Genomic DNA, 23,011 nt, shown 5'->3' with positions numbered 1-23,011 from the left:
CCTCACCATGACGCGCATCGCATTCCTGCACACCGGAGCGGTGGTCATCCCCACCTTCACCGGGCTCGCCGCGGAGCTTCTGCCCGGCATGGAGGTGCAGCACCTCCTGGACGACCGGATCGTCGCGGACCTGGGCCGCGGGGCCGCCCCCGCGGGCATCGCGGCCAGGCTCTCGGCGCTGGGGCGTGCGGCGGCGACGTCCGGGGCCTCGGCACTCGTCTTCAGCTGCTCGTCCATCTCCGCCTACGCGGCCCCGCTGGCCGAGGAACTGGGCATCCCGGTGTTCCGCATCGACGAGGCCATGGCGGACGAAGCCGTGGGCGGCGCGGACAGGGTGAGCGTCGTCGCGACGCTGGAGACCACGCTCCGGCCCACCGCGGCGCTCCTGCGGGAACGGGCGCGGCTGCTCGGGCGGGAGGTCGAGCTCACGGAGGTGGTCGTCGCGGGCGCCTTCGAGGCCGTCGCGGCGGGTGACCGGGAGCAGCACGACATCTTGGTGTCGCACGCCGTCGAACGCCAGGCCGCCGCAGCGGACGTCGTCGTCCTCGCCCAGGCGTCCATGGCGACGGCGGCCCGCCGCTCCACCGACACGGTTCCGGTCCTGAGCAGCCCGGAGCTCGGGATGCGGCGCATCGCCGGGGTGCTGGGCGACATCACGTGAGATTGCAGATCCTGCATTTTTGCGTATTATGCAAAGTGTGAACAAGAGGGCAGCCCCGGACAGTAGTTGGCGGGAGCGCAAGAAGCAGGCCACGCGGGCCGCTCTGGTGGAAGCGGCGATACGGCTGGCCGCGGAGCACGGGGTGGAGAACGTGACCGTCGACGCGATCAGCGAGACGGCCGGTGTGTCCGCGCGCACCTTCTTCAACTACTTCGACTCCCGTGACGAGGTCTTCGTCATGGTCGGCGCGGAGTCGAGCGCCCGGGTCCGGCGCGCCGTGCTCGACGCGCCGCCCGAATCCACGGCGCTCGAAGCACTGCGCGACGCCATGGCGACGGAGCTCCAAGAGATCGAGAATCAGCAGGAGTTGTGGCGTCTGCACGCCGACGTGCTGCGCCGCTCCCCGGACCTCTTGGCGCGCAGCATCGGCGCTCATATGGCCGACGAGATCGGTCTGGCCGAAGCGCTCGCCGAACGGGTCGGCGCCGGCTCCCCGCTGTTCTCCGGCGACCGCCGGACGGGGTCGACCGCCGAGGACGAGGAGCGGCGGCGGGCGCTGGGGCTCTACCCCCGGCTGCTGGCCGCCGTCGGCGCCACGGCGGTCCGCATCGCCGTCGAGCACTGGTGCGTACGGCAGGAGGAGACCACGTTCGCGGATGTGTTCCGCGAGGTGTTCGAGCAGGTGGCCGCCGGGCTGCCCGAATCTCATATTGCGAAAGAGACGAAGTGACTTCAACAGCGGCGCCTGAAGAGGCGCCACCGACTGCCATGTCCAACCGGCAGATACTCCAGGCCATGTCCGGGCTGATGGCGGGCATGTTCGTCGCCATCCTGGCCGGAACCGTGGTCGCCAACGCACTGCCGCGCATCATCGCCGACCTCGGCGCGAGCCAGTCCTCGTACACCTGGGTCGTCACCGCCGAACTGCTGGCCATGACGGCGACCGTGCCGCTGTGGGGCAAGCTGTCCGACCTCTACAACCAGAAGCTGCTGCTCCAGCTGTCACTGGGTATGTTCGTCGTCGGCTCGCTGCTCGCCGGGTTCTCGAACGACGTCGGTCTGCTCATCTTCAGCCGTGTCGCGCAGGGCATCGGTGCGGGCGGACTCACCGCTCTGGCCCAGGTCGTGATGGCTGCCATCATCCCGCCGCGCCGCCTGGGCAAGTACGCCGGCATCTTCGGGGCCGTGTTCGCCGTCGGCACCGTCGCCGGGCCGCTCATCGGCGGCGTCATGGTCGACACCTCCTGGCTGGGCTGGCGCTGGTGCTTCTTCATCGGTGTCCCCTTCGCGCTGCTCGCCATCGTGCTGCTCCAGCGCACCCTGAAGCTGCCCACCATCCGCCGCGAGGCGAAGATCGACTTCCTCGGTGCCTTCCTCATCGTCGCCGGCATCTGCGCACTGCTGATCTGGGTGTCCCTGGCGGGCAACCAGTTCGACTGGGCGTCCTGGCAGACCGCCGCGCTGACCGGCGGGGGAGTGGTGCTGCTCGCCGCCGCGATCTTCGTCGAGTCGCGGGTCGCCGAGCCGATCATCCCGCTGGGCATCTTCCGCAACCGCACGGTGTCACTGACGACACTGGCCAGTCTGCTGGTCGGTGTGGCCATGTTCGGTGGCACGGTGTTCCTCTCGCAGTACTTCCAGGTGTCCCTGGGCAAGTCCCCGACGGTCGCGGGCCTGATGAGTCTGCCCATGATCCTGGGCCTGCTGGTCTCCTCCACGGTCGCCGGGCAGATCATCAGTGCCACCGGCCGCTGGAAGGCGTACCTGGTCGCCGGCGCCGTAGCCATGACGGTGGGCCTCGCCCTGTTGTCCACCATCGGCGCGGACACCCACTTCGGCCTGCTCAGCATCTATATGGCGATCCTCGGCATCGGCGTCGGCATGCTGATGCAGAACCTCGTCCTGGCCGCGCAGAACGATGTCCCCGCGGCCGAACTCGGCGCCGCAACCTCGGTGTTGTCGTTCTTCCGCAGCATGGGCGGCACCATCGGCACCAGCGTCCTCGGCGCGATCCTCGCCAACCGTGTCACCTCCGAGATGACCAAGAGCCTGGCCGACTCCGGGGTTCCCGCGGGCGCCACGGAGGGCGGCGGTCACAGCGTCCCGGACATGACCCAACTGCCCGCCGCCATGCGGGAGATCGTGCAGCACGCCTACGGAGTCGCCACGGGTGATCTCTTCCTCGTGGCCACGCCGTTCGCGCTGCTCGCGCTGATCGTGGTCGTGTTCATCAAGGAGAAGTCGCTGAAGGACACCAGCGGCATGGAGCGACTCGCCGAGGAGGCCGACGCCGGAGCCGATGCGTCGGCGGCACGGGTCGGCTGACCCGAACGCACGGGACCCGAGGACGGACGATCCGTCCTCGGGTCCCGTGCGTTTCAGGACTGGATTCATTACTTGGCGGGCGTACGTGCCGATTCCGCATGGCTGTTGAAACCTTCCTGTCCCATTGGGCGTCGTGAACCACACCAGATGCGCAATCATCTGCGGCATCGTCAATGTGTCAATGTGCCCCGAGCTCACGGGAGTTCGGGCGGACGCCACGAAGGGGCAGCCGACGTATGAGCGAGGAGAACAACAGTGGGAAATGGGCCGTCGAGGGCCTCGACCCGCTGACCGCCCACGACCCGGCCCGGATCGGCTCGTACCTGCTGCTCGGCCGACTCGGCGCGGGAGGCATGGGCCGGGTCTACCTCGCACGCTCCGAGGGCGGGCGCACCGTCGCCGTGAAGGTGGTGCACGAGGAGCACGTCGCCGATGCCCGCTTCCGGGCCCGCTTCCGGCGCGAGATCGAGGCGGCCCGCCGGGTGGGCGAGCGGTACACGGCGCCGGTCCTCGACGCGGACCCGGATGCCGACCGGCCCTGGGTGGCCACCGGTTACGTCCCCGGGCTCTCTCTCGAACAGGCCGTGCGCCGCTACGGGCCGCTGCCCGCCGCCTCCGTGCACGCCCTGGCCGACGGACTGCTGCACGCTCTGCGCGACATCCACGCGGCGGGCATCGTGCACCGCGACCTCAAGCCGTCCAACGTGATGCTGGCCGTCGCGGGGCCGCGCGTCATCGACTTCGGCATCGCCCGCGCCCTGGAGACCTCGGTCGAGTCGCTGCTGACCAGTACCGGTGTCACCGTCGGCTCGCCCGGCTTCATGTCGCCCGAGCAGATCAAGGGTCAGGAGATCGGCCCGGGCAGCGATGTCTTCTCGCTCGGCTGTGTCCTCGCGTACGCGGCCACGGGGCAGTTGGCATTCGGACAGGGCGCGACCAATCAGCACGCCGTGAACTACCACGCGGTGGAGTCCGAGCCCGGCCTCGGCCGGGTGCGCGATCGCCCGCTGCGTGAGCTGATCGCGCGCTGTCTCACCAAGGACGTCGGGGCGCGCCCCGCCGTGGCCGGTCTCCTCGACGCGCCGGACCGTACGACCCCGAAGGCGGCCGAGGGGGCGTGGCTGCCGCCGCAGCTCGTCGCTGCCCTCGCGCAGCGTGCGGCCATGCTGCTCGACGTCGAGGCGGTGCCGCTGCGCGAGGAGCCCACGGACCGCGCGACGTACGACCTGAAGCCGCGCGCCGCGGCCCCGGAACCGGCGCCCGCGCCGTCGCCGACCGCGGAGCCCGAGCGCCGGCGAAAGCGTCGATGGCCGGTGATCGTGCCGGTGGTGGCGGTCGTGGTGGTCGGCGGCGGCACCGCGCTGGTGCTCGGCCCGTACGCCACGGACCGCACCCCCGAGGCGGCCGCGACCGCCTCCCCGACACCGGCCGGGAGTGCGACCACCGCCCCGGCCCGGCCGTCCGCCTCCGCATCCGAGTCCGCGTCCGGCAAGGAGAAAGGTGAGAAGCAGCGGGACCCGGGCCCCGCGCCCGGCAAGGGGGCATCGGGCGGCGGGGAGGCCGCGGACGACGCCGCGGCGGACGAAGGTACGGGCTCGGGAGCGGACGTCTCCGGCGGGGGCGGGTCGACGGGGGCCGGGACGTCGGGTTCCTCCGGTGGCGGGGACTCCTCGTCCGGTGGCGGGTCGGGGGCGGTGGCCGACTACTTCGTCGGTACCTGGACGTTCTCGGGAGGCGGTGGCGGAGCCACCACGTACGTGCCCGCGACCATTCGCATCTCCGACGGGGAGGTCGGCGACAACGTCGTCCACTCCACCCTTGGCGACTATTCCCAGTGCACGTACACCGGCCGCCTCTTGGCCGTCACGGATTCGGGAAGGCGCTTGAAGATCGGCTCGGCCGCCGCGGACAAGTCGTCCGCCGGGGCCTACTGCATGACCATGGGGGCGCACGAGATCTACAACCGCGACGGTGACGGCTTCTACCGCCTCACCAGCAACGCCGAGGACAAGCACTACGTGAGGTAGCTGGCCAGATTCTTTCGCCCTATGGCCGTCTGGCCACTGATGTCGTACGAGGGTGAGGGCGCACGCTCAAGACATGAACATCCTCTGGGTCTTCGCCCACCCCGAACAGCGCTCCCTCAACGGCTCCTTGATGACCGACGCACTCGGCGCCCTGGACGAACTCGGGCACGCGCACCAGGTGTCCGACCTGTACGCGATGAAGTGGAAGGCGGTGGTCGACGCCGACGATTTCGGCGGCGGGGCGTGCGACAGGGAGCGCCTTTTCGTCGGCGCCGAGCAGGAACGCGCGTACACGGAAGGTGAGTTGAGCGCCGACATCCGTGCCGAGATCGAGAAGCTGGCCTGGGCCGATGCAGTGGTCCTGCACTTCCCGCTGTGGTGGTTCGGGCCTCCGGCGATCCTCAAGGGCTGGTTCGACCGGGTCCTGGTGCAGGGGCTCGGGTTCGGTGTGAAGGCACCGGACGGGCACACCCGGCGGTACGGCGACGGCGGTCTGGCCGGAAAACGAGCTCTGATCGTCACGTCGGTGGGGGCCCGGCCGTCCGGGTTCGGGCCGCGCGGGATCCACGGGCGGATGGACCAGGTGCTGTTCCCGCTGCTGCACGGCACGTTCTGGTACACGGGGATGGCGCCGCTCGAACCGTTCGTGGCGTACGGCGCGGACCGGCACGACGCGGCGGACTACGCCCGTACGTCCGCCGCTCTGCGCGAGCGCCTGCGCACATTGCCCGACGAGGAACCGCTGGCGTACCGGTCCGAGGCGGGTGGTGAGTACGACGAGGAACTCGTCCTGCGCCCCGAACTCGCGCCGGGCCGCGACGACCTGGGAGTCCACCAACGTCGCGAGGGAAGCGCCAGCCCGGTCCGCCGCCGAAGTTGATCCCGTTGCCGTCCGCGCCGTCCGCGCCGTCGAGAAGTCAGCGTGGTCCGCCTGGCCGCGGGGCGCCTCCCACCCGCCGCGTCAGCTCCCGCGCCGTCTGCGCCACATGCTCCGCGATCCGCCGCCGCTCCGCCTCGTCGGCCGTCTCTTCAGGGAACGTCACCGCGATCCCTGCGATCGGGTGGGCGTGGTGGTCGAGGACGGGCGCTGCCACCGAGGACAGGCCCGGGGTGACCTCGCCCTCCTCCGTGGCGTAACCGCGGCGCCGTGCCTGGGTGAGCAGGGTGCGCAGCGCGGTCAGTGTCGCCGGGCCCGCCCCATGGCGTTGCACGAAGGCGGAACGGTCGGGGAACAGGGCGCGCACCTGCGCGGGCGGGAGCAGGGCGAGGACCGCCCTGCCGCTCGCCGTCAGATGCGCGGGAAGACGGACGCCGACCTCGCTGACCAGGGGCGGACGGCCGGGGGCGCGTTCCTCGATGACGTAGATGACCTCGCGTCCGTGCAGCACGGCGAGATTCGCGTTGTGTCCCGTGCGGTCGACGAGCGCGGCGAGCGGAGCCCGCGCCAGGCGCTGGAACGGGGCCTGGCGCTCGTAGCCGGAGGCGAGTTCGAAGGCGCTGACCCCGAGCCCGTAGCGCCGCTCCTCCGGCAGATGGACCACGAAGCCGTCCGCCGCCAGGGTGTCGAGCAGGTGGTACGTCGTCGAGCGCGGCAGTCCCACGTCGCGGCTGATGGCGGCTGCCGGGACGGGGGCCGCCTGGCGGGCGAGATAGCGCAGGACGGCGAGGACCTGGGCGGCGGCCGGGACGATGCTCATGGGGCGAGCGTAGACCAGGGATGACCCAAACCATCTGTCTGGAATCCCAGACGCTACGTCTTGGATCCCAGACACAAGACGTGCCGCACGACTCGCGAACCCTTGCCTGCCTGCGGCTTCATAGGGACATGAACGTTGTAGTTGGTGTCGGTGCCCTCGCAGCCGACGAAGTTGTTTCCGTTGCCCGTCACGGCGCCCAGGTGTCCCTCGCCCCCGAGGCCCTCCAGGAGATCGCCCGCAGTCGCGAGGTCATCAAGGCCCTCGCCGACGACGTCAAGCCCCACTACGGCGTCTCCACGGGCTTCGGCGCCCTGGCCACCCGCCACATCCCCACCGAGCTGCGCGCCCAGCTCCAGCGCAGCCTCGTGCGCTCCCACGCGGCGGGCTCGGGACCCGAGGTCGAGCGCGAGGTCGTGCGCGCCCTCATGCTGCTGCGTCTTTCCACCCTCGCCACCGGCCGCACCGGTGTGCGCACCGAGACCGCCGAGGCGTACGCCGCGCTCCTGAACGCCGGCATCACGCCGGTCGTCCACGAGTACGGCTCGCTCGGCTGCTCCGGCGACCTGGCGCCCCTGGCGCACTGCGCGCTCGCCGTCATGGGCGAGGGTGTCGTGCGCACCGCCGACGGCGAGAAGAAGCCCGCCGCCGAGGCCCTCGCCGCCGCCGGCATCACGCCGGTCGTCCTGGAGGAGAAGGAGGGCCTCGCCCTCATCAACGGCACCGACGGCATGCTCGGCATGCTCGTCCTCGCCGCCCACGACCTGCGCCGCCTGCTGAGCACCGCCGACATCTCCGCAGCCATGAGCGTCGAGGGCCAGCTCGGCACCGACGCCGTGTTCGCCGCCGACCTCCAGGCCATGCGCCCGCACCCCGGCCAGGGCGACAGCGCGGGCAACCTGCGCTCCCTGCTCGCCGATTCGGCGATCATCGCCAGCCACGCGGGCCCGGACTGCACCTACGTCCAGGACGCCTACTCGCTGCGCTGCACCCCGCAGGTCCACGGCAGCGCCCGCGACACCCTCGGCCACGCCGAACTCGTCGCCTCCCGCGAGCTCGCCAGCGCCGTCGACAACCCCGTCGTCACCCTCGACGGCCGCGTCGAGTCCAACGGCAACTTCCACGGCGCGCCGGTCGCCGCCGTGCTCGACTTCCTCGCGATCACCGTCGCCGACGTCGCCTCGATCTCCGAGCGCCGCACCGACCGCTTCCTCGACCCGGCCCGCAACCGCGGCCTGAACGCCTTCCTGGCCGACGACCCGGGCGTCGACTCCGGCCACATGATCGCCCAGTACACGCAGGCCGCGATCGTCTCCGAGCTCAAGCGGCTCGCCACCCCGGCCTCCGTCGACTCGATCCCCTCCAGCGCCATGCAGGAGGACCACGTGTCCATGGGCTGGTCGGCCGCCCGCAAGCTGCGCCGCGCCATCGACGGCCTCGGCCGCGTCCTCGCCGTCGAGCTCTACACCGCCGCCCGCGCCCTGGACCTGCGCGCCCCGCTGACCCCCGCCCCGGCCACCGCCGCGGTGCGCGACGGGCTGCGCGAGACCGTCGAGGGCCCCGGCACCGACCGCTGGCTCGCCCCCGAGATCGAGGAGGCCGTCCAGTACGTCGCCTCCGGCCGCGCCCTGGCCGCCGCCGAATCGGTCACCGGCTCCCTGGTCTGACCCGCCCGCCCACACACCTCCGGGGTCCCGCCGGGCCTCGGAGGTGTGTGGGCGAGCTAGGCTCTGGCCCGGCCGCCCTGTCCGGCCCGCCCGTACGGAGACAAGGACAACTCACCTTCATGGCACCCCAGATCCTGCGCGCCCACGAACGCACCCCCGCACCGTGGAAGAACGGCGGCGGAGTCACCACCGAGGTCCTGGCCCACCCCGCAGGGGCCGGCACGGAGGACTTCGCGTGGCGGCTCAGCCTCGCCGACGTCGCGGGCAGCGGACCGTTCTCCGCGTTCGAGGGCGTCGACCGGATCATCACCGTCGTCGAAGGACCCGGCATGGCCCTCACCGTCGACGGCACGGAACACGTCGTCGACACCCCCTACGTGCCCTTCGCCTTCTCCGGCGACGCCGACACCGACTGCCGGCTCCTCGGCGGCCCCCTGGTCGACTTCAACGTCATGCTCCGCCGCACCGAGACGAAGGGCGACGTACGCGTCGAACGCGGCCCGACGCGGCTCGAACCGGCCCCCGGCACCCGCGTCCTGGCGCTCGTCCTGGACGGCACCGCGACCCTGCGACGGGACTCCGTCCACCTCGACCGCCTCGACGCGGTCCTGCTCCAGGACGACGAGGAACCGGCGGACATCGCCGTCGACGGGGTGCTCGCGGTCGTGACCCTCACCGACGTCCGCTGAGCCCGTAGGCAGCCTTCGCCGGTAACTTCTCCGCGGTGACCTTGATGGAGACGCACGGCCTCGCGTCGATGAGCGACGAGGCCCGGTTGAGCTGGACAGCCCTCGGCGACAGGGCCGGGAAGCCGCCCGTCGTCATGCTGCACGGCGGTCCGGGCCTTCCGGACTATCTGGGCGAGGCCGCCGCCATGGTCGGCGACCTCGCGCCCGTGTACCGCTACGACCAGCGGGGCACGGGCCGTTCCCCGTGGCGGGGACGCCATTCGCTCGCCCGGCACGTCGACGATCTCGCCGAGCTGCTCGACGTATGGGACGCGCCCCAGGCCGTGCTGATCGGGCACTCCTACGGCACCGACCTGGCGAGCCGGTTCTGCCTGGCGCACTCCGACCGGGTGGCCGCGATGCTGTTGATGTGCGGGCCGTTCGTGGGTGACTGGCGTACCGGGTACCGGGCGGAGCGGGGCCGCCGGATGTCGGCCGCGCAGCAGGAGCGGCGCCGAGCGCTGGAAGAGGTGGAGGACCGCACGGAGGAGCAGGAAGTCGAGCTGCTCACGCTGTCCTGGTTCACCGACCACGCCGATCCCGAACGCGGGAGGCGCTGGGCCGCTCAGGACGCCCGGCGGCGTCGGCCCGTCAACTGGGCGATGAACGCCGAACTCGGCGACGACGGACGCACGGACCCGCTCGACGCGCGTCTGGACGAGCTGCGCGCCTGCCTGCCCGCGCGGACCGAACTCCTCGGCGGCGCCGATGATCCGCGTCCCGTCTCGGCTCTCGCCTCCCTCGCGCACCGGCTGGACATCCCGCTGACGCGGATCGAGGGGGCGGGCCACGAACCCTGGCTGGAGCGGCCCGACGCCGTGCATGCCCACCTTCGGCGGTTCGTGCGGGCGCCGGGATCATCGCCACCGTCCCCATAGGATTCGAGGGCAGGAGCAGGAGCCGGTAGCGGGGGAGCGGATGGCGAGGACAGTGGGCGATGTGACGGTGGACCAGGCCGAGCTGGCCCGCTGGTACGAGCAGGGCGCGAGCAGCGCGGTGCCCGCGTACCAGCGCGTCAAGGAGCTCGTCGAGCGGCAGATCAGGGACGGCCACTGGCAGGAGGACCACGCCCTGCCCTCGGAGAGCCAGTTCGTCGAAGCGCTCGGCCTGTCCCGGATGACGGTCAACCGCGCGCTGCGCGAGCTCGCCGCGGACGGGCTCATCCGGCGGGTCATGGGCGTCGGCAGCTTCGTCGCCGAGCGCAAGGCCAGTTCCGCGCTCCTGGAGGTCCACAACATCGCCGACGAGGTGTACCACCGCGGCCACCGCTACTCGGCCCGCGTGCTGTCGCTGGGCGAGGAGCGGGCCGACGAGCGGACCGGCGCGCACCTCGGCCTCGGCACGGGGCAGCCGGTCTTCCGCTCACAGGTCGTGCACTACGAGGACGGTGTGCCGCTCCAGTTGGAGGACCGGTACGTCAACCCGGCCTTCGCGCCCGGCTACCTGGAGCAGGACTTCACGTTGCAGACGCCGTTCACGTTCCTGTCGAAGGTCGCGCCGCTCGGCCGTGGCGAGCACATCGTGGAGGCGGTCCTGGCCTCGCCCGAGGAGTGCGCCCTCCTCGACGTGGGCCCGGCCGAGCCGTGTCTGCTGATCCAGCGCCGCACCTGGTCGCGGGACGCGCTCGTGAGCATCGCGCGGCTGCTCCACCCGGGCACCCGCTACCGCCTTGAGGGTGCGTTCGCCACGCACTGACGCGGTCGTACGGCGAGCACGGTACGCGCAGGTCACAAGCTAAAATGGCGGCCTGCACCAGGCCCGGTCGGCCGGTGAGGTACAGCAGCACTCCAGGGCGCGTCCCCGTGCGAGGGGCGCGCCCGACGTGTGCCGGGGACCGCTCGATGCTGTTCGTGCGCTCACTCTCCGGACTACCTCTTGACGCGCCTGTATATACAGGCATATACAGGCTGGCGTTCGCGTCATCGAGGCCCGGACCGCAGGTCCCGCAGTCCGTCCGTCGGCCCCACCCCGAAGAGGGAGACACTCGTTTGCGTACCGAAAAGGCCGGCCTGAGCCGAGGGCTCAACTCACGGCACATCCGCTTCATCGCCCTCGGCTCCGCCATCGGCACGGGGCTGTTCTACGGCTCCTCCGAATCCATACAGGCGGGCGGCCCTGCCGTCCTGCTGGCCTATCTCATCGGCGGCGCCGCCGTCTTCCTCGTCCTCAGGTCCCTGGGCGAGATGGCCGTGGCATCGCCCACGGCGGGCTCCTTCGGCGAGTACGCGAACCGGCACCTCGGCCCGCTGGCCGGCTTCGTCACCGGCTGGACGTACGCCTTCGAGATGGTCATCGTGGCCGTCGCCGACGTCACCGCCATCGGCGTCTACATGGGCTTCTGGTTCCCCGACGTGCCCCGCTGGATCTGGGTACTGGCCGCCGTCGTCATCGTCGGCGCGCTCAACCTCGTCAGCGTGAAGGTCTTCGGTGAGCTGGAGTTCTGGCTCTCCCTCGTGAAGATCGTCGCCATCGTCGCGATGATCCTCGTCGGCATCGCGGTCATCGCCTTCGGCCTCGGCAGCGGCCACGTCCACGTCGGCCTGGACAACCTCTGGAACCACGGAGGCTTCTTCGCGGGCGGTATCGACGGCTTCGTGATCTCCTTCGCCATCGTCATGTTCGCCTTCGGCGGCACCGAGATCATCGGCGTCACGGCCGGCGAGGCGCAGTCCCCGGAGAAGACGATCCCGGGCGCGGTGAACACCATCCCGCTGCGCATCATCCTGTTCTACGTCCTGACCCTCGCGGTGATCATGTCGATCACCCCCTGGCAGCAGATCGACGACTCGGGCAGCCCCTTCGTGCAGATCTTCGCCGGAGTCGGCCTCAAGTCCGCGGCCGCCGTCCTCAACGTGGTCGTCCTGACCGCCGCCCTGTCGGCCATCAACAGCGACATCTTCGCCGCGGGACGCACGATGTACGGCCTCGCCGAGCGCGGCCACGGCCCCGCCGCCATGCGCCGCACGACCGGCAACGGCGTGCCCTGGGTGACCACCCTCGTCATGATCGGCGCCCTGCTCCTCGGCGTCGTGATGAACGCCGTCGTGCCCGGCGAGATCTTCCTGATCATCTCCTCGATCGCCACGTTCGCCACGGTCTTCGTCTGGGTGATGATCATGCTCACCCACATGAAGGCCCGCGGCTCGATGTCCGCCGAGGAGTCCGCGGCCCTGAAGTTCCCCGCCCCGTTCTGGCCCTACGCCCAGATCGTCACGCTCGTCTTCATGGCCGCCGTCCTGGTCCTCCTCGGCTTCCACGAGAGCACGCGCGTGGCCCTCGAAGTCGGCGCGGTCTGGCTGGCGCTGCTCACGACTGTCTACGTCCTCGCGGTGCGCCGCAGGACCGGTACGGGCCCGCAGTCCGCACCGGCCGAGGCGGAGGCCGGCGCGAAGGACTCGGACGAGCGGGCCGAGGTCGCGGGCTGACGACCTGCCGGGGGGCTCCTGCGGCCCGGACCGCGACGTCGACCGTGCGCCTGCCGGGCGACCGACGTCATGGTCCGGGCCGCGGTGCGTCGGAGACCTGTCGGCGACATGTCGGTGGAGCTTGCCATCCTGGACGCGAGGGTGCTCCCGACGAGCACGCCGCCCCGGACCGCAAGGAGCCCGACACATGTCATCCGCATCCCGCCACCGGCCGTGGGACGCCCACCGGCCGCCGTCCGCCGAGGGCAGCACCTTCCTGGTCACCGGCGGAAACGCCGGGATCGGCTACTTCACCGCGGAGCAACTCGCCGCCACCGGCGCACACATCGTCCTCGGCAGCCGGGACCGCGCCAAGGCCGACGCCGCCATGGCCTCGATCCGCTCACGTGTCCCCGACGCACACCTGAGCCACCTCCCCCTGGACCTCGCCGCTCTGACCTCCCTGAAGTCGGCCGTGGACAGTCTTGACCTCGACCGTCTCGACGCGGTGGTCCACAACGCGGGCGTCGCGCTCGACGACCCGCCCCGCCGGGAGACCGGAGACGGCCACGAGCTCATGTTCGGCACCAACCACCTCGGCCACTTCGCCCTGACCCAGTGGCTGGCCCCGCTGCTCTCCGCGGCTCCGGCGGGCCGCGTCGTGACGGTGGGAAGCTTCGCGGCGCGCTCCGAGCGCCTCGACCTCGGCGATCCGCAGTCGACCCGGGACTACCGGCCCAAGCGCACCTACGGCCGCTCGAAGCTCGCACAGATGCTGTTCGGCTTCGAACTCGACCGCCGACTGCGCGCCATCAACAGCACCGTGCTCAGCGTGGTGGCCCACCCCGGCGGCGCACTGGACGCCCTCACCCCGTCCCGCCCGCCGGTGTCCGTGACCACGCCCGGAGAACGGCTGCGCGCTCTGCCCGCCGCGCTCGTGGTGCAGGGCAAGGAGGCCGGAGCCCGGCCCGTGGTGCGGGCCGTCCTCGACCCGGAGGTGCGGGGAGGACAGCTGTGGGGGCCGCGGGTCTTCGGCCTGCGCGGCACACCGCGGCGTGAGCCCGTCCCCGCGCACATGGCCGACCCGGACGTGGCCGCTCGACTCTGGGCCGCCAGCGTGGAGTTGACCGGAAGCGACCCGGACCTCGGCTTCCGGTAGCGGCGGTTGCCGGACATCAGGTTTTGGCGAGGGCATGACGGCGTATTCCTTCGAGGAGTACGAGCGGTACACGGATCACGAGGAGCGCACCAACGTCAGGTACGTCATTACGGAGATCACCGGTGACCGGCGCGCCGGGGGAGGACGGTCGCATGACGGACACGGTTGCCCAGCAGACCGAGGGCGCGAGGCCTGGTGTGACGCTCGGTCAACTCGGCCTCGGGAGCGGACGACTGGCCGCGGCCCACGCGGTCATGAACGAAGCCGAGGCGGTCGCCCTGGCCCGCGCACGATGGTCCCTCGACGTCGTCGCCGCGACCCGGCTGGCGACCGAGAAGGACGACACGTTCCGCCTCGACACCTCACAAGGCGAGCGATTCGTCGTCAAGGTGGCCCACCCGGACGAGGACGACGGCGAAGTCGCCTTCGAGGCCGAGCTGATGCGGCACGTGCACGAGTCCGGGTACGGCGTTCCGGTCCCCGAACTGCTGCCCTCGGCCGGCGGCCGGCTGCTCGAACCGGTGAGGGACGGGGCCGGTCGACGCCGCCTGGCACGCACCATGACCTTCGCCCCGGGCATACCCCTCGACGCGACCGGGACGTCCGCTCCCGAGCGGGAACGCGTGGGGGAGATGCTCGCCCGACTGCGGCACGCCACCGCCGGGTTCCGGCACCCGGCGGACGACAGGGTGTGCGCCTGGGACGTCCGCCACCTCCCGGCACTGCACCCACTGCTCGACGACGTCCCGGACGCCGCACAACGCCAGACCCTGGCCACGGGCCTCGCCCGGTACACGGACGTGGTCGTACCCCAACTGCCTTCCCTGCGCGGCCAGGTGCTGCACAACGACTTCAGCACCTCGAACCTTCTCGTCGACCATGACACCGCCGAGTTCGTCACCGGTGTCATCGACTTCGGCGACGCCGTACACACCGCGATCGCGGTGGATGTCGCCACCGCACTGCTCAACCAACTGCCGAGGGACGCCGCGCGGCGACCGGTGCCCGACCTGTTCGCCGAGGCCCGCGACGTACTGCGTGGATACCTGCGCCGCACCGACCTCACCGAGACGGAACTGGCGCTGCTCCCGCATCTCGTCATGGGTCGCGTGGTCGCCCGGGCGCTCATCACCCTGCACCGCGCGTCGCTGATCCCCGGGAACACCACGTACATCCTGCGCAACACCGCGCCGGGATGGGCCCAGTTGGCGTGGTTCCTCGACCGTACGCCCGACGAGATCTCCACGACGTTCCTCTGACAGGGCAGCCGATCACCTGCCCATCGCCCACCACCAAGGACGAGCATGAGCACCCCTGAGACCAAGGCCAAGGCCAAGAACCGCGGAAAGATGAACAACGCGTTCGACCCGAACGCGGCGGAGGGACTCTCCCACTCCTCCCGCCAACTCATCGAACGCCGCGAGAAGCTGCTGGGACCGGCCTACCGCCTCTTCTACCAGCAGCCACTCCACATCGTGCGCGGCAAGGGCTGCCGGCTCTGGGACGACGAGGGCAACGAGTACCTCGACGCCTACAACAACGTCGTCTCGGTCGGCCACTCCCACCCGCACGTCGTGGAGGCCGTGCACCAGCAGATGCAGACGTTGTGCACCCACACCCGCTACCTGCAAGAAGGCGTCCTGGACTACGCCGAGGACCTGCTGGCCACCCTGACCGGGCCGGTCGCGGACGGGCACACCATGTTCACCTGCACCGGCTCGGAGGCCAACGACCTCGCGCTGCGCATCGCCAAGTACCGCACCGGCAACCAGGGCGTCATCATCACCTCCGAGGCGTACCACGGCAATTCCGACCAGGTGGCGGGGATCTCGCCGGCGATGGGGGAGAACGCCGTGCTCGGCACCTGGGTACGCCGGGTGCCGACCCCGGACTCGTACCGCGTCCCGCAGGAGGGGATGGGGGAGTGGTTCGCCGACCATGTGCGCGCGCGGATACGGGAGTTGGAGCGCCACGGAGTGGGCGTGGCCGCGCTCGTCGTCGACTCGCTCTTCAGCTCCGACGGCCTGTACGCCCGGCCGACGGACCTGCTCGGCCCGGCCGTCAAGGCGGTGCAGGAGGCGGGCGGACTGTTCATCGCGGACGAGGTGCAGTGCGGGTTCGCGCGCTCGGGGGAGCGGATGTGGGGTTACCAGCGCCACGACCTGCACCCCGACATCGTCACGATGGGCAAACCCATGGGCAACGGCTACCCCGTCGCGGGCATCGCCGTCACCCACGACGCCGTCGCCGAATTCGGCCACGACATGCGGTACTTCAACACTTTCGGCGGCAACTCGGTCGCCATCGCCGCCGCCCAGGCGACCCTCGACGTCATCCGCGACGAGAACCTGCTCGACAACTCCCGCAGGGTAGGCGAGGCCCTGCGCGCGGGCCTCGCCGACCTGAGCGAACGCCACCCGGCCGTCGGGGACGTCCGCGGGGCGGGCCTCTACGTGGGCGTGGAACTGGTCACGGACCGAGACACCAAGACCCCGGACCAGTCATTGGCGACCGCGGTGGTCAACGGCCTCCGTGAACGCAGGGTCCTGATCTCGGCGACGGGAACGCACGGCAACGTCCTGAAGATCCGCCCACCACTCGTCTTCGACACGAACGACGCGGACCGGCTGCTGAGCGTCCTGGACGAAGTCCTCACGGACAGCGCGGGGCGGTGAGACCCCGGACCCGGCGGTCAGGCGGTGGTCCAGTCGCGGAGCTGACGCGCGATTCCGGCGACCCCGAGGCGGGACGACGCGGCGTCGCGCACGAGCTCGACCGCCGCCTTCGGCGGGTAGTCGAGGCGCTGGCCGTGCAACATCAGGTACGCCTCGGCGGAGTGCCAGGCGAACGCCGCGTTGGAGTGTTCCAGGCAGGGAAGCCGCGCCAGCGTCTGAAGGAGGGCGGCCGCCTTCAAGTGGAGTGACCCGTAGATGTCGTGCTCCAGGGCCCGCGCGTTGACGCGCGCGACCGTGGCGTACAAGGTCCCGTAGTCGTCGACCTGCGGGTCGCCGTCGAGGAGCTCCGCCGCGTGGAGGAGGAACTGGACGTCGAGCGGGTGGCGGGGGCCGGGCTCGCTCACGCGGCGTGCCCCTGCCCCGGCTGCCGCGCCCCGAGTTCACGGCGCGCGGCCTGCTCGGCGGCGCGCTGGTCGGCGCTCGGGTCCAGATCGTCGGCGTCCCTGAAGGCGGCTCCGCTGTGCGCCATGGACGCCTGGAAGCTGCTCAGGTAGGACCGCTCGACCGCGGTCGCCTTGTCGTAGGCCGCGGACAGGATGTACTCCTGCAGCGACATGTTCTGCTGCCGCGCCGCTGTCTCGATGGCCTCGCGCTGCGCCGGGTCGGGGAACCTCAGGTTCAGGGCCTTCTTTGGGCTGCTGTCGGTCGCCATGGTACCGATGGTACTACCGGCCCCACGGCGCATCCAGTAGAGCGGCGATGGGTACCAGGGAAAGTTGATCTTCTTCCTATACAGTGACAGATCGCCATCAGCCCCCAACGGGGCTGTGCGACCCCCCACTTGGAGAGGAAGCCCCTTGTCCCGACGCTTCACCACACTCGCCGTATCCGCCGCCATCGCGGGCGGCGTGCTGTTCTCTGCCGTCCCCGCGCAGGCCGCCCCCGCCGCCGACCGGGGCAGCGTGTCGGCCCGTGGGCCGATCACGTGCAACATCCCCAAGATGCGCCAGCAGGTCGCGAATCTGAAGTCCAAGGCCGGCAAGCTGGACGCCCTCGGCTACCACAAGTCGGCCGCGAAGGAGCGCGCGAAGGCGCGGGCGATCCAGGCGCGGATCGAGCAGTGCGAGGACGCCGACAACAACGCCCCCGGCCCGATCGGCGGTTGAGGCTCCACCGCCTCACCGCCTCACCGCCTCACCGCTTGACCACGTGAACGAGCCCCCGCCCGGCAGCACTCTCGCCGGGCGGGGGCCTTTTGGTGAGACACAGGCTCTGAACTGTCAGTGGGTCGTGGCCCCCGGCCGACCCGAAGCCCTGGGTATCGAGTCCCCGGCGACGAGGCCCGGGCCGCTCCGGCTGTGAGCCCACCCATATGAGCCACGGCACATGCTAGGCGCGGTAGTAATCCCGGCCGGCGTGGAAGGCCGCCATCCGGCGCCTGTCCGAAGTGCCCGATCCGCTGGTTCTTCGTACCCGGGTAGTACGTCACACCTTTGCGTCGGGCCGCCGTGCGCCGCTAACCCTGACTGAGTTCCGAGCCGCCGGGAGCGTGCCCCCGTAGAACCGTTGGAGAGTCACCCCTCATGTTCATTGTCCAGACGCCGGCGAACGCCGACCGCACTGCCGACCGCACCGCCCGTATGCGCAAGATCTCCGTCTCCGGGATCGCCACGGCCGGCGCGATCGCGGCGGCCCTCACCCTGGTCCCCACGCAGGCGCATGCCGCCGAGCACACCGGTGCGGCCGCCAAGGCCTCCACGGCCGCCGCGACCACGAAGGCCGCGGCGTCCGCCAAGACCTACCCCGAGAACCTCGACGGCTGGATCCGCGAGTCCCTCGACATCATGAAGTCCAAGGGCATCCCCGGTACGTACGAGGGTCTGCACCGCAACATCATGCGCGAGTCCTCCGGCAACCCGAACGCCGAGAACGGCTGGGACGTGAACGCCCAGAGCGGCACCCCGTCCAAGGGCCTGCTCCAGGTGATCCAGCCCACCTTCGACACGTACCACGTCCCGGGCACGGCGAACGACCTGACGGACCCGGTCGCCAACATCACCGCGGCCGCCAACTACGCCGCCGACCGCTACGGCTCCATCGACAACGTCGACTCCGCTTACTGAGCCACTGGCCGGCGAGCACCGAGCACGTAGCACGTAGCACCCAGCAGTGAGGAAGCCCCCATGCCGCACGAGAGCGGGAACGAGCACCAGGACCAGCCGCACCCGGCCGATGAGCCCGCGGCACCCGTGGTGCCCGCCTACGGCCCCGCCCGGTTGCGCCGCTCCCGGCACCGCAAGCGCAAGCGCGCTCTGCGCTGGATCGCGGGCGGCGCCCTGGGGCTGACCCTGGTCGGTGGCGGCGGCGTGGCCTACGCCTGGCAGCACCTCAACGGCAACATCAAGGGCACGGACGTGGACGCCGCCCTCGGCTCCGACCGGCCCGACGAACAGCACGGCGGGGCGATGAACATCCTCCTGCTCGGCTCCGACTCCCGGGCGGGGACCCACGGCGAGTACGGCAGCGGTGTCATGGGCGCCCGCGCGGACACGGCGATGGTCCTGCACGTCGACAAGGACCACAAGAAGGCCTCGGTCGTCAGCATCCCGCGCGACACCGAGGTCGACCGCCCCACCTGCGAGACCTCGCACGGTGACGTCCAGGCGGCCCACAAGGCCGTGTTCAACTCCTCGTACGCGCTGGGCGGGCCCGCCTGCACCGTGAAGACGGTCGAGAAGATGTCGGGCGTCCGCATGGACCACTACCTCGAAGTCGACTTCAAGGGCTTCCAGAAGATGATCGACGAGCTCGGCGGCGTGGACGTCACCACCCGCGATGCCATCCACGACAGCAACAGCGGCCTCTCCCTGGACTCCGGAAAGCACCGCCTGAAGGGCGAGGACGCGCTCGCGCTCGTACGCACCCGGCACGGCGTGGGCGACGGCAGTGACCTGGGCCGCATCCAGCTCCAGCAGGCGTTCATCAAGGCCCTGATCCAGCGGGCCGACACCGTCGACCCGCTCGGCAGCCCGAGCAAGTCCTACGCCCTGGCGGACACGGCGACCAAGAGCATCAGCGCGGACTCCGAGCTGGCGTCCGCCGACAAACTCCTCGGCCTGGCAAAGGAGTTGAAGGGCATCAGCCCCGACCGCACCAGCATGGCCACACTGCCGGTCACCTACGACGCACAGGACGCGGGCCGCGTCCTGCCCCTCGAAAAGGCCTCGCACCAGGTGTGGAAGGCCCTGCGCCACGACCAGCCGATCCCGAAGAAGGCGACACAGGACTCGGTGGGCGACCGGACGGACTCGCCGGTGGTGTCGGGGGCTGGGGCCTGACGGCCGGACGGTCGGGTCGGCGCATGCTCGGTCATTGCGTGGACCCGGGCCGCAGCCCGGTCATGCCCGCGTAATGGCCGCGGTGGAACAGCAGGGGGCGGGCGTGCAGCGCCGCCCCGAGATCGCCGACCGCGCCGATGACGATGAGGTGATCCCCGCCGGGGTGGACCGCCGCGACCGTGCAGTCGAGCCATGCGCAGGTCCCGTCCAGTCGCGGCAGTCCCGACGGGGACCGGCTCCACGCGACGCCGGCGAACTTGTCGATGCCGGGTGTCGCGAACGTCGTGCTGAGGTCCCCTTGATGGTCGGCGAGGATGTTGACGCAGAATCGGCCGCCGGCGGCGATGCGCGGCCAGCTGGTCGACGAGCGTCCGGGCAGGACGATGACCTGCGGCGGCTCCAGCGACAGTGATGAGAACGACTGACATGTGAAGCCCACAGGACCGTGCTCGTCGCGGCCGGTCACCACGGTCACGCCGGACGCGAAATGGCCCAGGACATCGCGGAACGACGGAAGTTGCTTGGTGTGCATGTGTGTCTCTCCTGGTCCGTGCGGAGGTCCGTGCGGAGATCCCGGCGCGCGAGGTGTGCTTCAGAACACGGGCCCGGCGAGATGGTGGGTGAAGTCGAACCGCGCGATCTCGGCCAGCTGCTCACCGAGTTGCGCGGTCATCGCTCCGAAGGCCCGTCGGCCGGCGTCCGCGGTCGCCTGTGTCGGATCGCCCAGGTAGCCGTCAGGACCGAAGTCGTCGGACAGCCAGCCGAAGCTCACGCTGCCGCCGAAACGGACATGCGTGTTCTTGTTCAGGCCGCGAGGCAGGCGTGGCACGGCGGCGTCCATGTCGACGAGATCCGGGCGCAGATGCAGCATCAGCGAGGTCTCGCCCGCCCCGCCGTGGATCCCCTGCCCCTGCTCCGTGCCGGCGAACGGATCCTCCTCCGGTGGTGGGAAGGCGTTCACGGCGAAGGTCAGCAGGCCGTGGGCGCGGCGGAGGTCGCGCAGCATGGTCTGGATCTCGGAGGTGTTGCCGCCGTGCCCGTTGACCAGCACAAGCCGACGGATCCCGGCCGTGGTGACGCTGCGGCCGAGGTCGGCGAGGACGGCGGCGAACGTGCCGGTGGACAGGGACAGCGTCCCCGGCGACCACTCGTGTTCCACGGACCGGCCGTAGGACAGCGTCGGCAGGAGCCACAGATCGAGCGCCTCACCGTGGCGCTGCACGACCGCCGCGCTCGCGGCCTCCGCGACGAGCGCGTCGGTGATCAGGGGGAGGTGCGGGCCGTGCTGCTCGATCGCGCCGACCGGCAGGACCGCGACGGATTCGGCGGAGCACCGCTCCTTGACCTGGGCCATGCTGAGCTCGGCGAAACGGTGCGACGGGGACGTCATGAACCCTCCTGCGGGATCGGATCGGGGAGGTGGGCGATCGCCCGGATCTCCACGCGCATCGCCGGCGTGGCCAGGCGTGGATAGATCAGCAGGGACGCGTAGTCGCGGCAGGTGTACAGGCCGGGACCGTGCTCGGCGAGCCACCGGTCCCGTACCCGCATGTACTCGGCCCGTTCGGCGGGATCGGCCAGGTACTGGTCGAGCGCCACGATGTCGTCGACGGCGCATCCCGCGTCGGCGAGGATCGTGCGGATGCGTTCGAGCACCATGAGTGTCTGGGCCTCGACGCCGGACAGGGCGGCTCCGGATTCGTCGACGACGCCGTCGATTCCGCTGGTGAGGACCCAGCGGCCGACCGCGGCTCCGCGGCTCCAGGGCTGCTGGGCCGTCCCGTAGTGCAGCGGGCCGAGCCCGCGCTTGGCCGTCACACCGGACTCCGGTCCAGGCCGGTGTCCAACGTATGGGCCCCCACCGACCAGGACGGCCGGGTGCGGCGGATCACCACGTAGACCAACGCCGCGACGGCTCCGCCTATCCAGTAGGTGATGTCACCGAGGAACGGGTACCTCGCGGCGACGGGACCGACGTACAAGGTCTGGTTCATGAACGGGACCGACACCAGGACGCCGAGGACGAAGGCGGGCAGCCCTGGGCCGATCCGCCAGCTGCGGTCGTAGAACCAGGCCGGGCGCACCCCGTCGCCGCGCAGGGACATCAGATGGTCGGTGAGTGTCACGCCGAGCCAGGGGCCCACCCAATACCCCATGACGAACAGGAAGTTCTGGAAGTGGGCGAAGGCAGCGTCACCCTGTCCTGCCCACCAGGCCAGCGAGCCACCGGCGACACCGGTGGCCAGGGCGGACACCCAGCGGCGCATCGGGAGGTCGGCGATGAGCAGGGCGAGCGATCCGGAGTAGATGTCGATGACACCGGCGGCGACGGTCGAGGCCAGCAGCGGGATCAGCGCGATGACCGCGACGACCGGCGGCGCGATGGCGGTGACGAGGTCGGTCGGGCTCTGCGGGAAGATCACCGAACCGATGGCCGCGCCGAGCAGGTGCATCCAGAGCCCGGCCACGGCGGCCCCCAGGAAGGTGGCCCCTGTGACCTTCCCGCGGCTGGTGTCGGTGGGCAGATAGCGGGTGTAGTCGGAGGCGCAGATCGCGAAGCCGAAGGTCCGCGACGAGCTGAGCGCGACCGCCGTGAGCATGGCGCCGACGACGCCGTGCTCGGTGCCCTTGCCGGGGGCGGTCAGCTCGCCGGCCATCAGCCCGTACACCGTCACCACGACGAACAGCGCGCCCATGATGGGGACGAGTGCCCGCTCGACCTTGTGGACGAGGTCGTGGCCGATGACCACGATGACCATCTGGAAGCCGGCGACGAGCACGACGGCACCCAGGAACGGGATGCCGAACAGATAGCGCACGATGTAGGCGCCGAGCGCGGTGTTCACGGCGAAGAAGCCGAAGCCCGTCATGAACAGGAGCAGGGTCGGCAGGAAGTTGCCGACGTACCCGAACGGGCCCCGGGACTGGACCATTTGGGCCGTACCGGCCCGCGGCCCCATCGCCGAGGTGAGCCCGAGCAGCAGGCTCCCGACGAGGGTGCCGACCGTGAGCGCGAGGGCGGCCTGGCCGAAGCTCAGTCCGAGGAACGCCGTGGGCAGCGCGCCGACGACGATGGCCGAGTACTGGAGATTTCCCGAGAACCAGAGCGTGAACGACGAGGAGACCTTGCCCCGCCGTTCGTCCTCGGCGACATGCTCGATCCCATTGCTCTCGACGGGAAAACTCTGGTGCCGCGGAGCTCCGGAACTACCACCCATGAGGCCCTCCAAGGCTGGAGCGGTGTGTGTCGCCGAGCGGCTGTGTCCCGCCGATTCCGGCCAACTGCTCACATCCAGGCGACTGTTGATGTCACGAACATCTGGGAACGAGAGT

23 protein-coding genes are annotated in these 23,011 nt (G+C 70.9%); 16 read left to right on the top strand and 7 right to left on the bottom strand.

What is annotated here, in order from left to right; all coding sequences use genetic code 11:
* Positions 1 to 7 precede the first annotated feature (7 nt).
* From ACFYWS_RS18440 to ACFYWS_RS18420, 5 genes are all read left to right on the top strand, one after another.
* On the top strand, positions 8 to 661 hold the full coding sequence (locus tag ACFYWS_RS18440; protein WP_389277113.1) for an aspartate/glutamate racemase family protein: 654 nt from the start codon (positions 8 to 10) through the stop codon (positions 659 to 661).
* A gap of 28 nt (positions 662 to 689) precedes the next feature.
* Positions 690 to 1,391, top strand: coding sequence for a TetR family transcriptional regulator (locus ACFYWS_RS18435; RefSeq protein WP_389277110.1), 702 nt, complete (start codon positions 690 to 692; stop codon positions 1,389 to 1,391).
* 38 nt (positions 1,392 to 1,429) lie between these two features.
* Entirely contained in the window at positions 1,430 to 2,986 is a 1,557-nt protein-coding gene (locus ACFYWS_RS18430; protein WP_389277107.1) for an MDR family MFS transporter, read from the top strand.
* Between the two features lie 236 nt (positions 2,987 to 3,222).
* The gene (locus ACFYWS_RS18425) at positions 3,223 to 5,013 is read left to right on the top strand and encodes a serine/threonine-protein kinase (protein WP_389277104.1); all 1,791 of its coding nucleotides are present in this window, start codon (positions 3,223 to 3,225) and stop codon (positions 5,011 to 5,013) included.
* A 73-nt stretch (positions 5,014 to 5,086) separates the two neighbouring features.
* The gene (locus ACFYWS_RS18420) at positions 5,087 to 5,893 is read left to right on the top strand and encodes an NAD(P)H-dependent oxidoreductase (protein WP_389277101.1); all 807 of its coding nucleotides are present in this window, start codon (positions 5,087 to 5,089) and stop codon (positions 5,891 to 5,893) included.
* A gap of 37 nt (positions 5,894 to 5,930) precedes the next feature.
* Here the strand turns inward: ACFYWS_RS18420 and ACFYWS_RS18415 are convergent, their stop codons facing one another.
* Positions 5,931 to 6,710, bottom strand: a complete 780-nt coding sequence (locus tag ACFYWS_RS18415; RefSeq protein ID WP_389277096.1) for an IclR family transcriptional regulator — start codon at positions 6,708 to 6,710, stop codon at positions 5,931 to 5,933.
* Positions 6,711 to 6,838: 128 nt separating this feature from the next.
* Here ACFYWS_RS18415 and hutH point away from each other — a divergent pair, with 128 nt between their 5' ends.
* The 8 genes from hutH (at position 6,839) to ACFYWS_RS18375 (ending at position 16,340) form a co-directional block, all read left to right on the top strand.
* The gene (gene hutH / locus ACFYWS_RS18410) at positions 6,839 to 8,374 is read left to right on the top strand and encodes a histidine ammonia-lyase (RefSeq protein WP_389277093.1); all 1,536 of its coding nucleotides are present in this window, start codon (positions 6,839 to 6,841) and stop codon (positions 8,372 to 8,374) included.
* A gap of 119 nt (positions 8,375 to 8,493) precedes the next feature.
* On the top strand, positions 8,494 to 9,063 hold the full coding sequence (locus ACFYWS_RS18405) for a HutD family protein (protein ID WP_389277090.1): 570 nt from the start codon (positions 8,494 to 8,496) through the stop codon (positions 9,061 to 9,063).
* A 44-nt stretch (positions 9,064 to 9,107) separates the two neighbouring features.
* Positions 9,108 to 9,980, top strand: coding sequence for an alpha/beta fold hydrolase (locus tag ACFYWS_RS18400; RefSeq protein ID WP_389277388.1), 873 nt, complete (start codon positions 9,108 to 9,110; stop codon positions 9,978 to 9,980).
* Between the two features lie 61 nt (positions 9,981 to 10,041).
* Positions 10,042 to 10,797 (top strand): histidine utilization repressor, encoded by a 756-nt coding sequence (gene hutC, locus ACFYWS_RS18395; protein WP_389277087.1) that lies wholly within the window; start codon positions 10,042 to 10,044, stop codon positions 10,795 to 10,797.
* A gap of 293 nt (positions 10,798 to 11,090) precedes the next feature.
* A complete protein-coding gene (locus tag ACFYWS_RS18390) occupies positions 11,091 to 12,527 on the top strand; it encodes an amino acid permease (RefSeq protein ID WP_389277084.1) in 1,437 nt (478 codons plus the stop codon).
* A gap of 187 nt (positions 12,528 to 12,714) precedes the next feature.
* Complete coding sequence (locus tag ACFYWS_RS18385; RefSeq protein WP_389277081.1) at positions 12,715 to 13,665, top strand: SDR family NAD(P)-dependent oxidoreductase; 951 nt, start codon at positions 12,715 to 12,717, stop codon at positions 13,663 to 13,665.
* Positions 13,666 to 13,817: 152 nt separating this feature from the next.
* Positions 13,818 to 14,924 carry a phosphotransferase gene (locus ACFYWS_RS18380; RefSeq protein ID WP_389277078.1) on the top strand — a complete coding sequence of 369 codons (1,107 nt, stop codon included), beginning with the start codon at positions 13,818 to 13,820 and terminating at the stop codon, positions 14,922 to 14,924.
* Positions 14,925 to 14,969: 45 nt separating this feature from the next.
* Positions 14,970 to 16,340 (top strand): aspartate aminotransferase family protein, encoded by a 1,371-nt coding sequence (locus ACFYWS_RS18375; RefSeq protein WP_389277075.1) that lies wholly within the window; start codon positions 14,970 to 14,972, stop codon positions 16,338 to 16,340.
* A 17-nt stretch (positions 16,341 to 16,357) separates the two neighbouring features.
* On the opposite strand, the gene ACFYWS_RS18370 is transcribed toward ACFYWS_RS18375, so the two are convergent.
* On the bottom strand, positions 16,358 to 16,744 hold the full coding sequence (locus ACFYWS_RS18370) for a fic family toxin-antitoxin system, toxin component (RefSeq protein ID WP_389277071.1): 387 nt from the start codon (positions 16,742 to 16,744) through the stop codon (positions 16,358 to 16,360).
* Positions 16,741 to 17,052: a DUF1778 domain-containing protein gene (locus tag ACFYWS_RS18365; RefSeq protein WP_389277068.1), complete on the bottom strand. Its 312-nt coding sequence runs from the start codon at positions 17,050 to 17,052 to the stop codon at positions 16,741 to 16,743. The genes ACFYWS_RS18370 and ACFYWS_RS18365 overlap by 4 nt, the downstream gene beginning before the upstream one ends.
* A gap of 145 nt (positions 17,053 to 17,197) precedes the next feature.
* Between ACFYWS_RS18365 and ACFYWS_RS18360 the strand changes: the two genes are divergently transcribed.
* The 3 genes from ACFYWS_RS18360 to ACFYWS_RS18350 all read left to right on the top strand — a co-directional run bounded on the left by ACFYWS_RS18360 (position 17,198) and on the right by ACFYWS_RS18350 (position 19,678).
* Complete coding sequence (locus ACFYWS_RS18360; protein WP_389277065.1) at positions 17,198 to 17,506, top strand: hypothetical protein; 309 nt, start codon at positions 17,198 to 17,200, stop codon at positions 17,504 to 17,506.
* A 417-nt stretch (positions 17,507 to 17,923) separates the two neighbouring features.
* Complete coding sequence (locus ACFYWS_RS18355) at positions 17,924 to 18,463, top strand: transglycosylase SLT domain-containing protein (protein ID WP_389277062.1); 540 nt, start codon at positions 17,924 to 17,926, stop codon at positions 18,461 to 18,463.
* 60 nt (positions 18,464 to 18,523) lie between these two features.
* Positions 18,524 to 19,678, top strand: a complete 1,155-nt coding sequence (locus ACFYWS_RS18350) for an LCP family protein (RefSeq protein WP_389277059.1) — start codon at positions 18,524 to 18,526, stop codon at positions 19,676 to 19,678.
* Positions 19,679 to 19,709: 31 nt separating this feature from the next.
* On the opposite strand, the gene ACFYWS_RS18345 is transcribed toward ACFYWS_RS18350, so the two are convergent.
* Genes ACFYWS_RS18345 through ACFYWS_RS18330 form a run of 4 tightly spaced genes read right to left on the bottom strand, consistent with a single transcriptional unit; the run spans position 19,710 to position 22,896 of the window.
* Complete coding sequence (locus tag ACFYWS_RS18345) at positions 19,710 to 20,210, bottom strand: flavin reductase family protein (protein ID WP_389277056.1); 501 nt, start codon at positions 20,208 to 20,210, stop codon at positions 19,710 to 19,712.
* Positions 20,211 to 20,270: 60 nt separating this feature from the next.
* A complete protein-coding gene (locus ACFYWS_RS18340; RefSeq protein WP_389277053.1) occupies positions 20,271 to 21,068 on the bottom strand; it encodes a creatininase family protein in 798 nt (265 codons plus the stop codon).
* A complete protein-coding gene (locus ACFYWS_RS18335; RefSeq protein ID WP_389277050.1) occupies positions 21,065 to 21,496 on the bottom strand; it encodes a RidA family protein in 432 nt (143 codons plus the stop codon). Before ACFYWS_RS18335 ends, ACFYWS_RS18340 begins: the two co-directional genes overlap by 4 nt.
* Positions 21,493 to 22,896: a purine-cytosine permease family protein gene (locus tag ACFYWS_RS18330; RefSeq protein WP_389277047.1), complete on the bottom strand. Its 1,404-nt coding sequence runs from the start codon at positions 22,894 to 22,896 to the stop codon at positions 21,493 to 21,495. Before ACFYWS_RS18330 ends, ACFYWS_RS18335 begins: the two co-directional genes overlap by 4 nt.
* Positions 22,897 to 23,011 lie beyond the last annotated feature (115 nt).

Origin of the sequence: Streptomyces sp. NPDC002795, assembly GCF_042888725.1 — a bacterium.
In the GTDB taxonomy this organism is placed as follows: Bacteria; Actinomycetota; Actinomycetes; order Streptomycetales; family Streptomycetaceae; genus Streptomyces.
The sequence above is the reverse complement of the archived record's forward strand: the minus strand, read 5'-3'. Positions and strand labels throughout refer to the sequence as shown.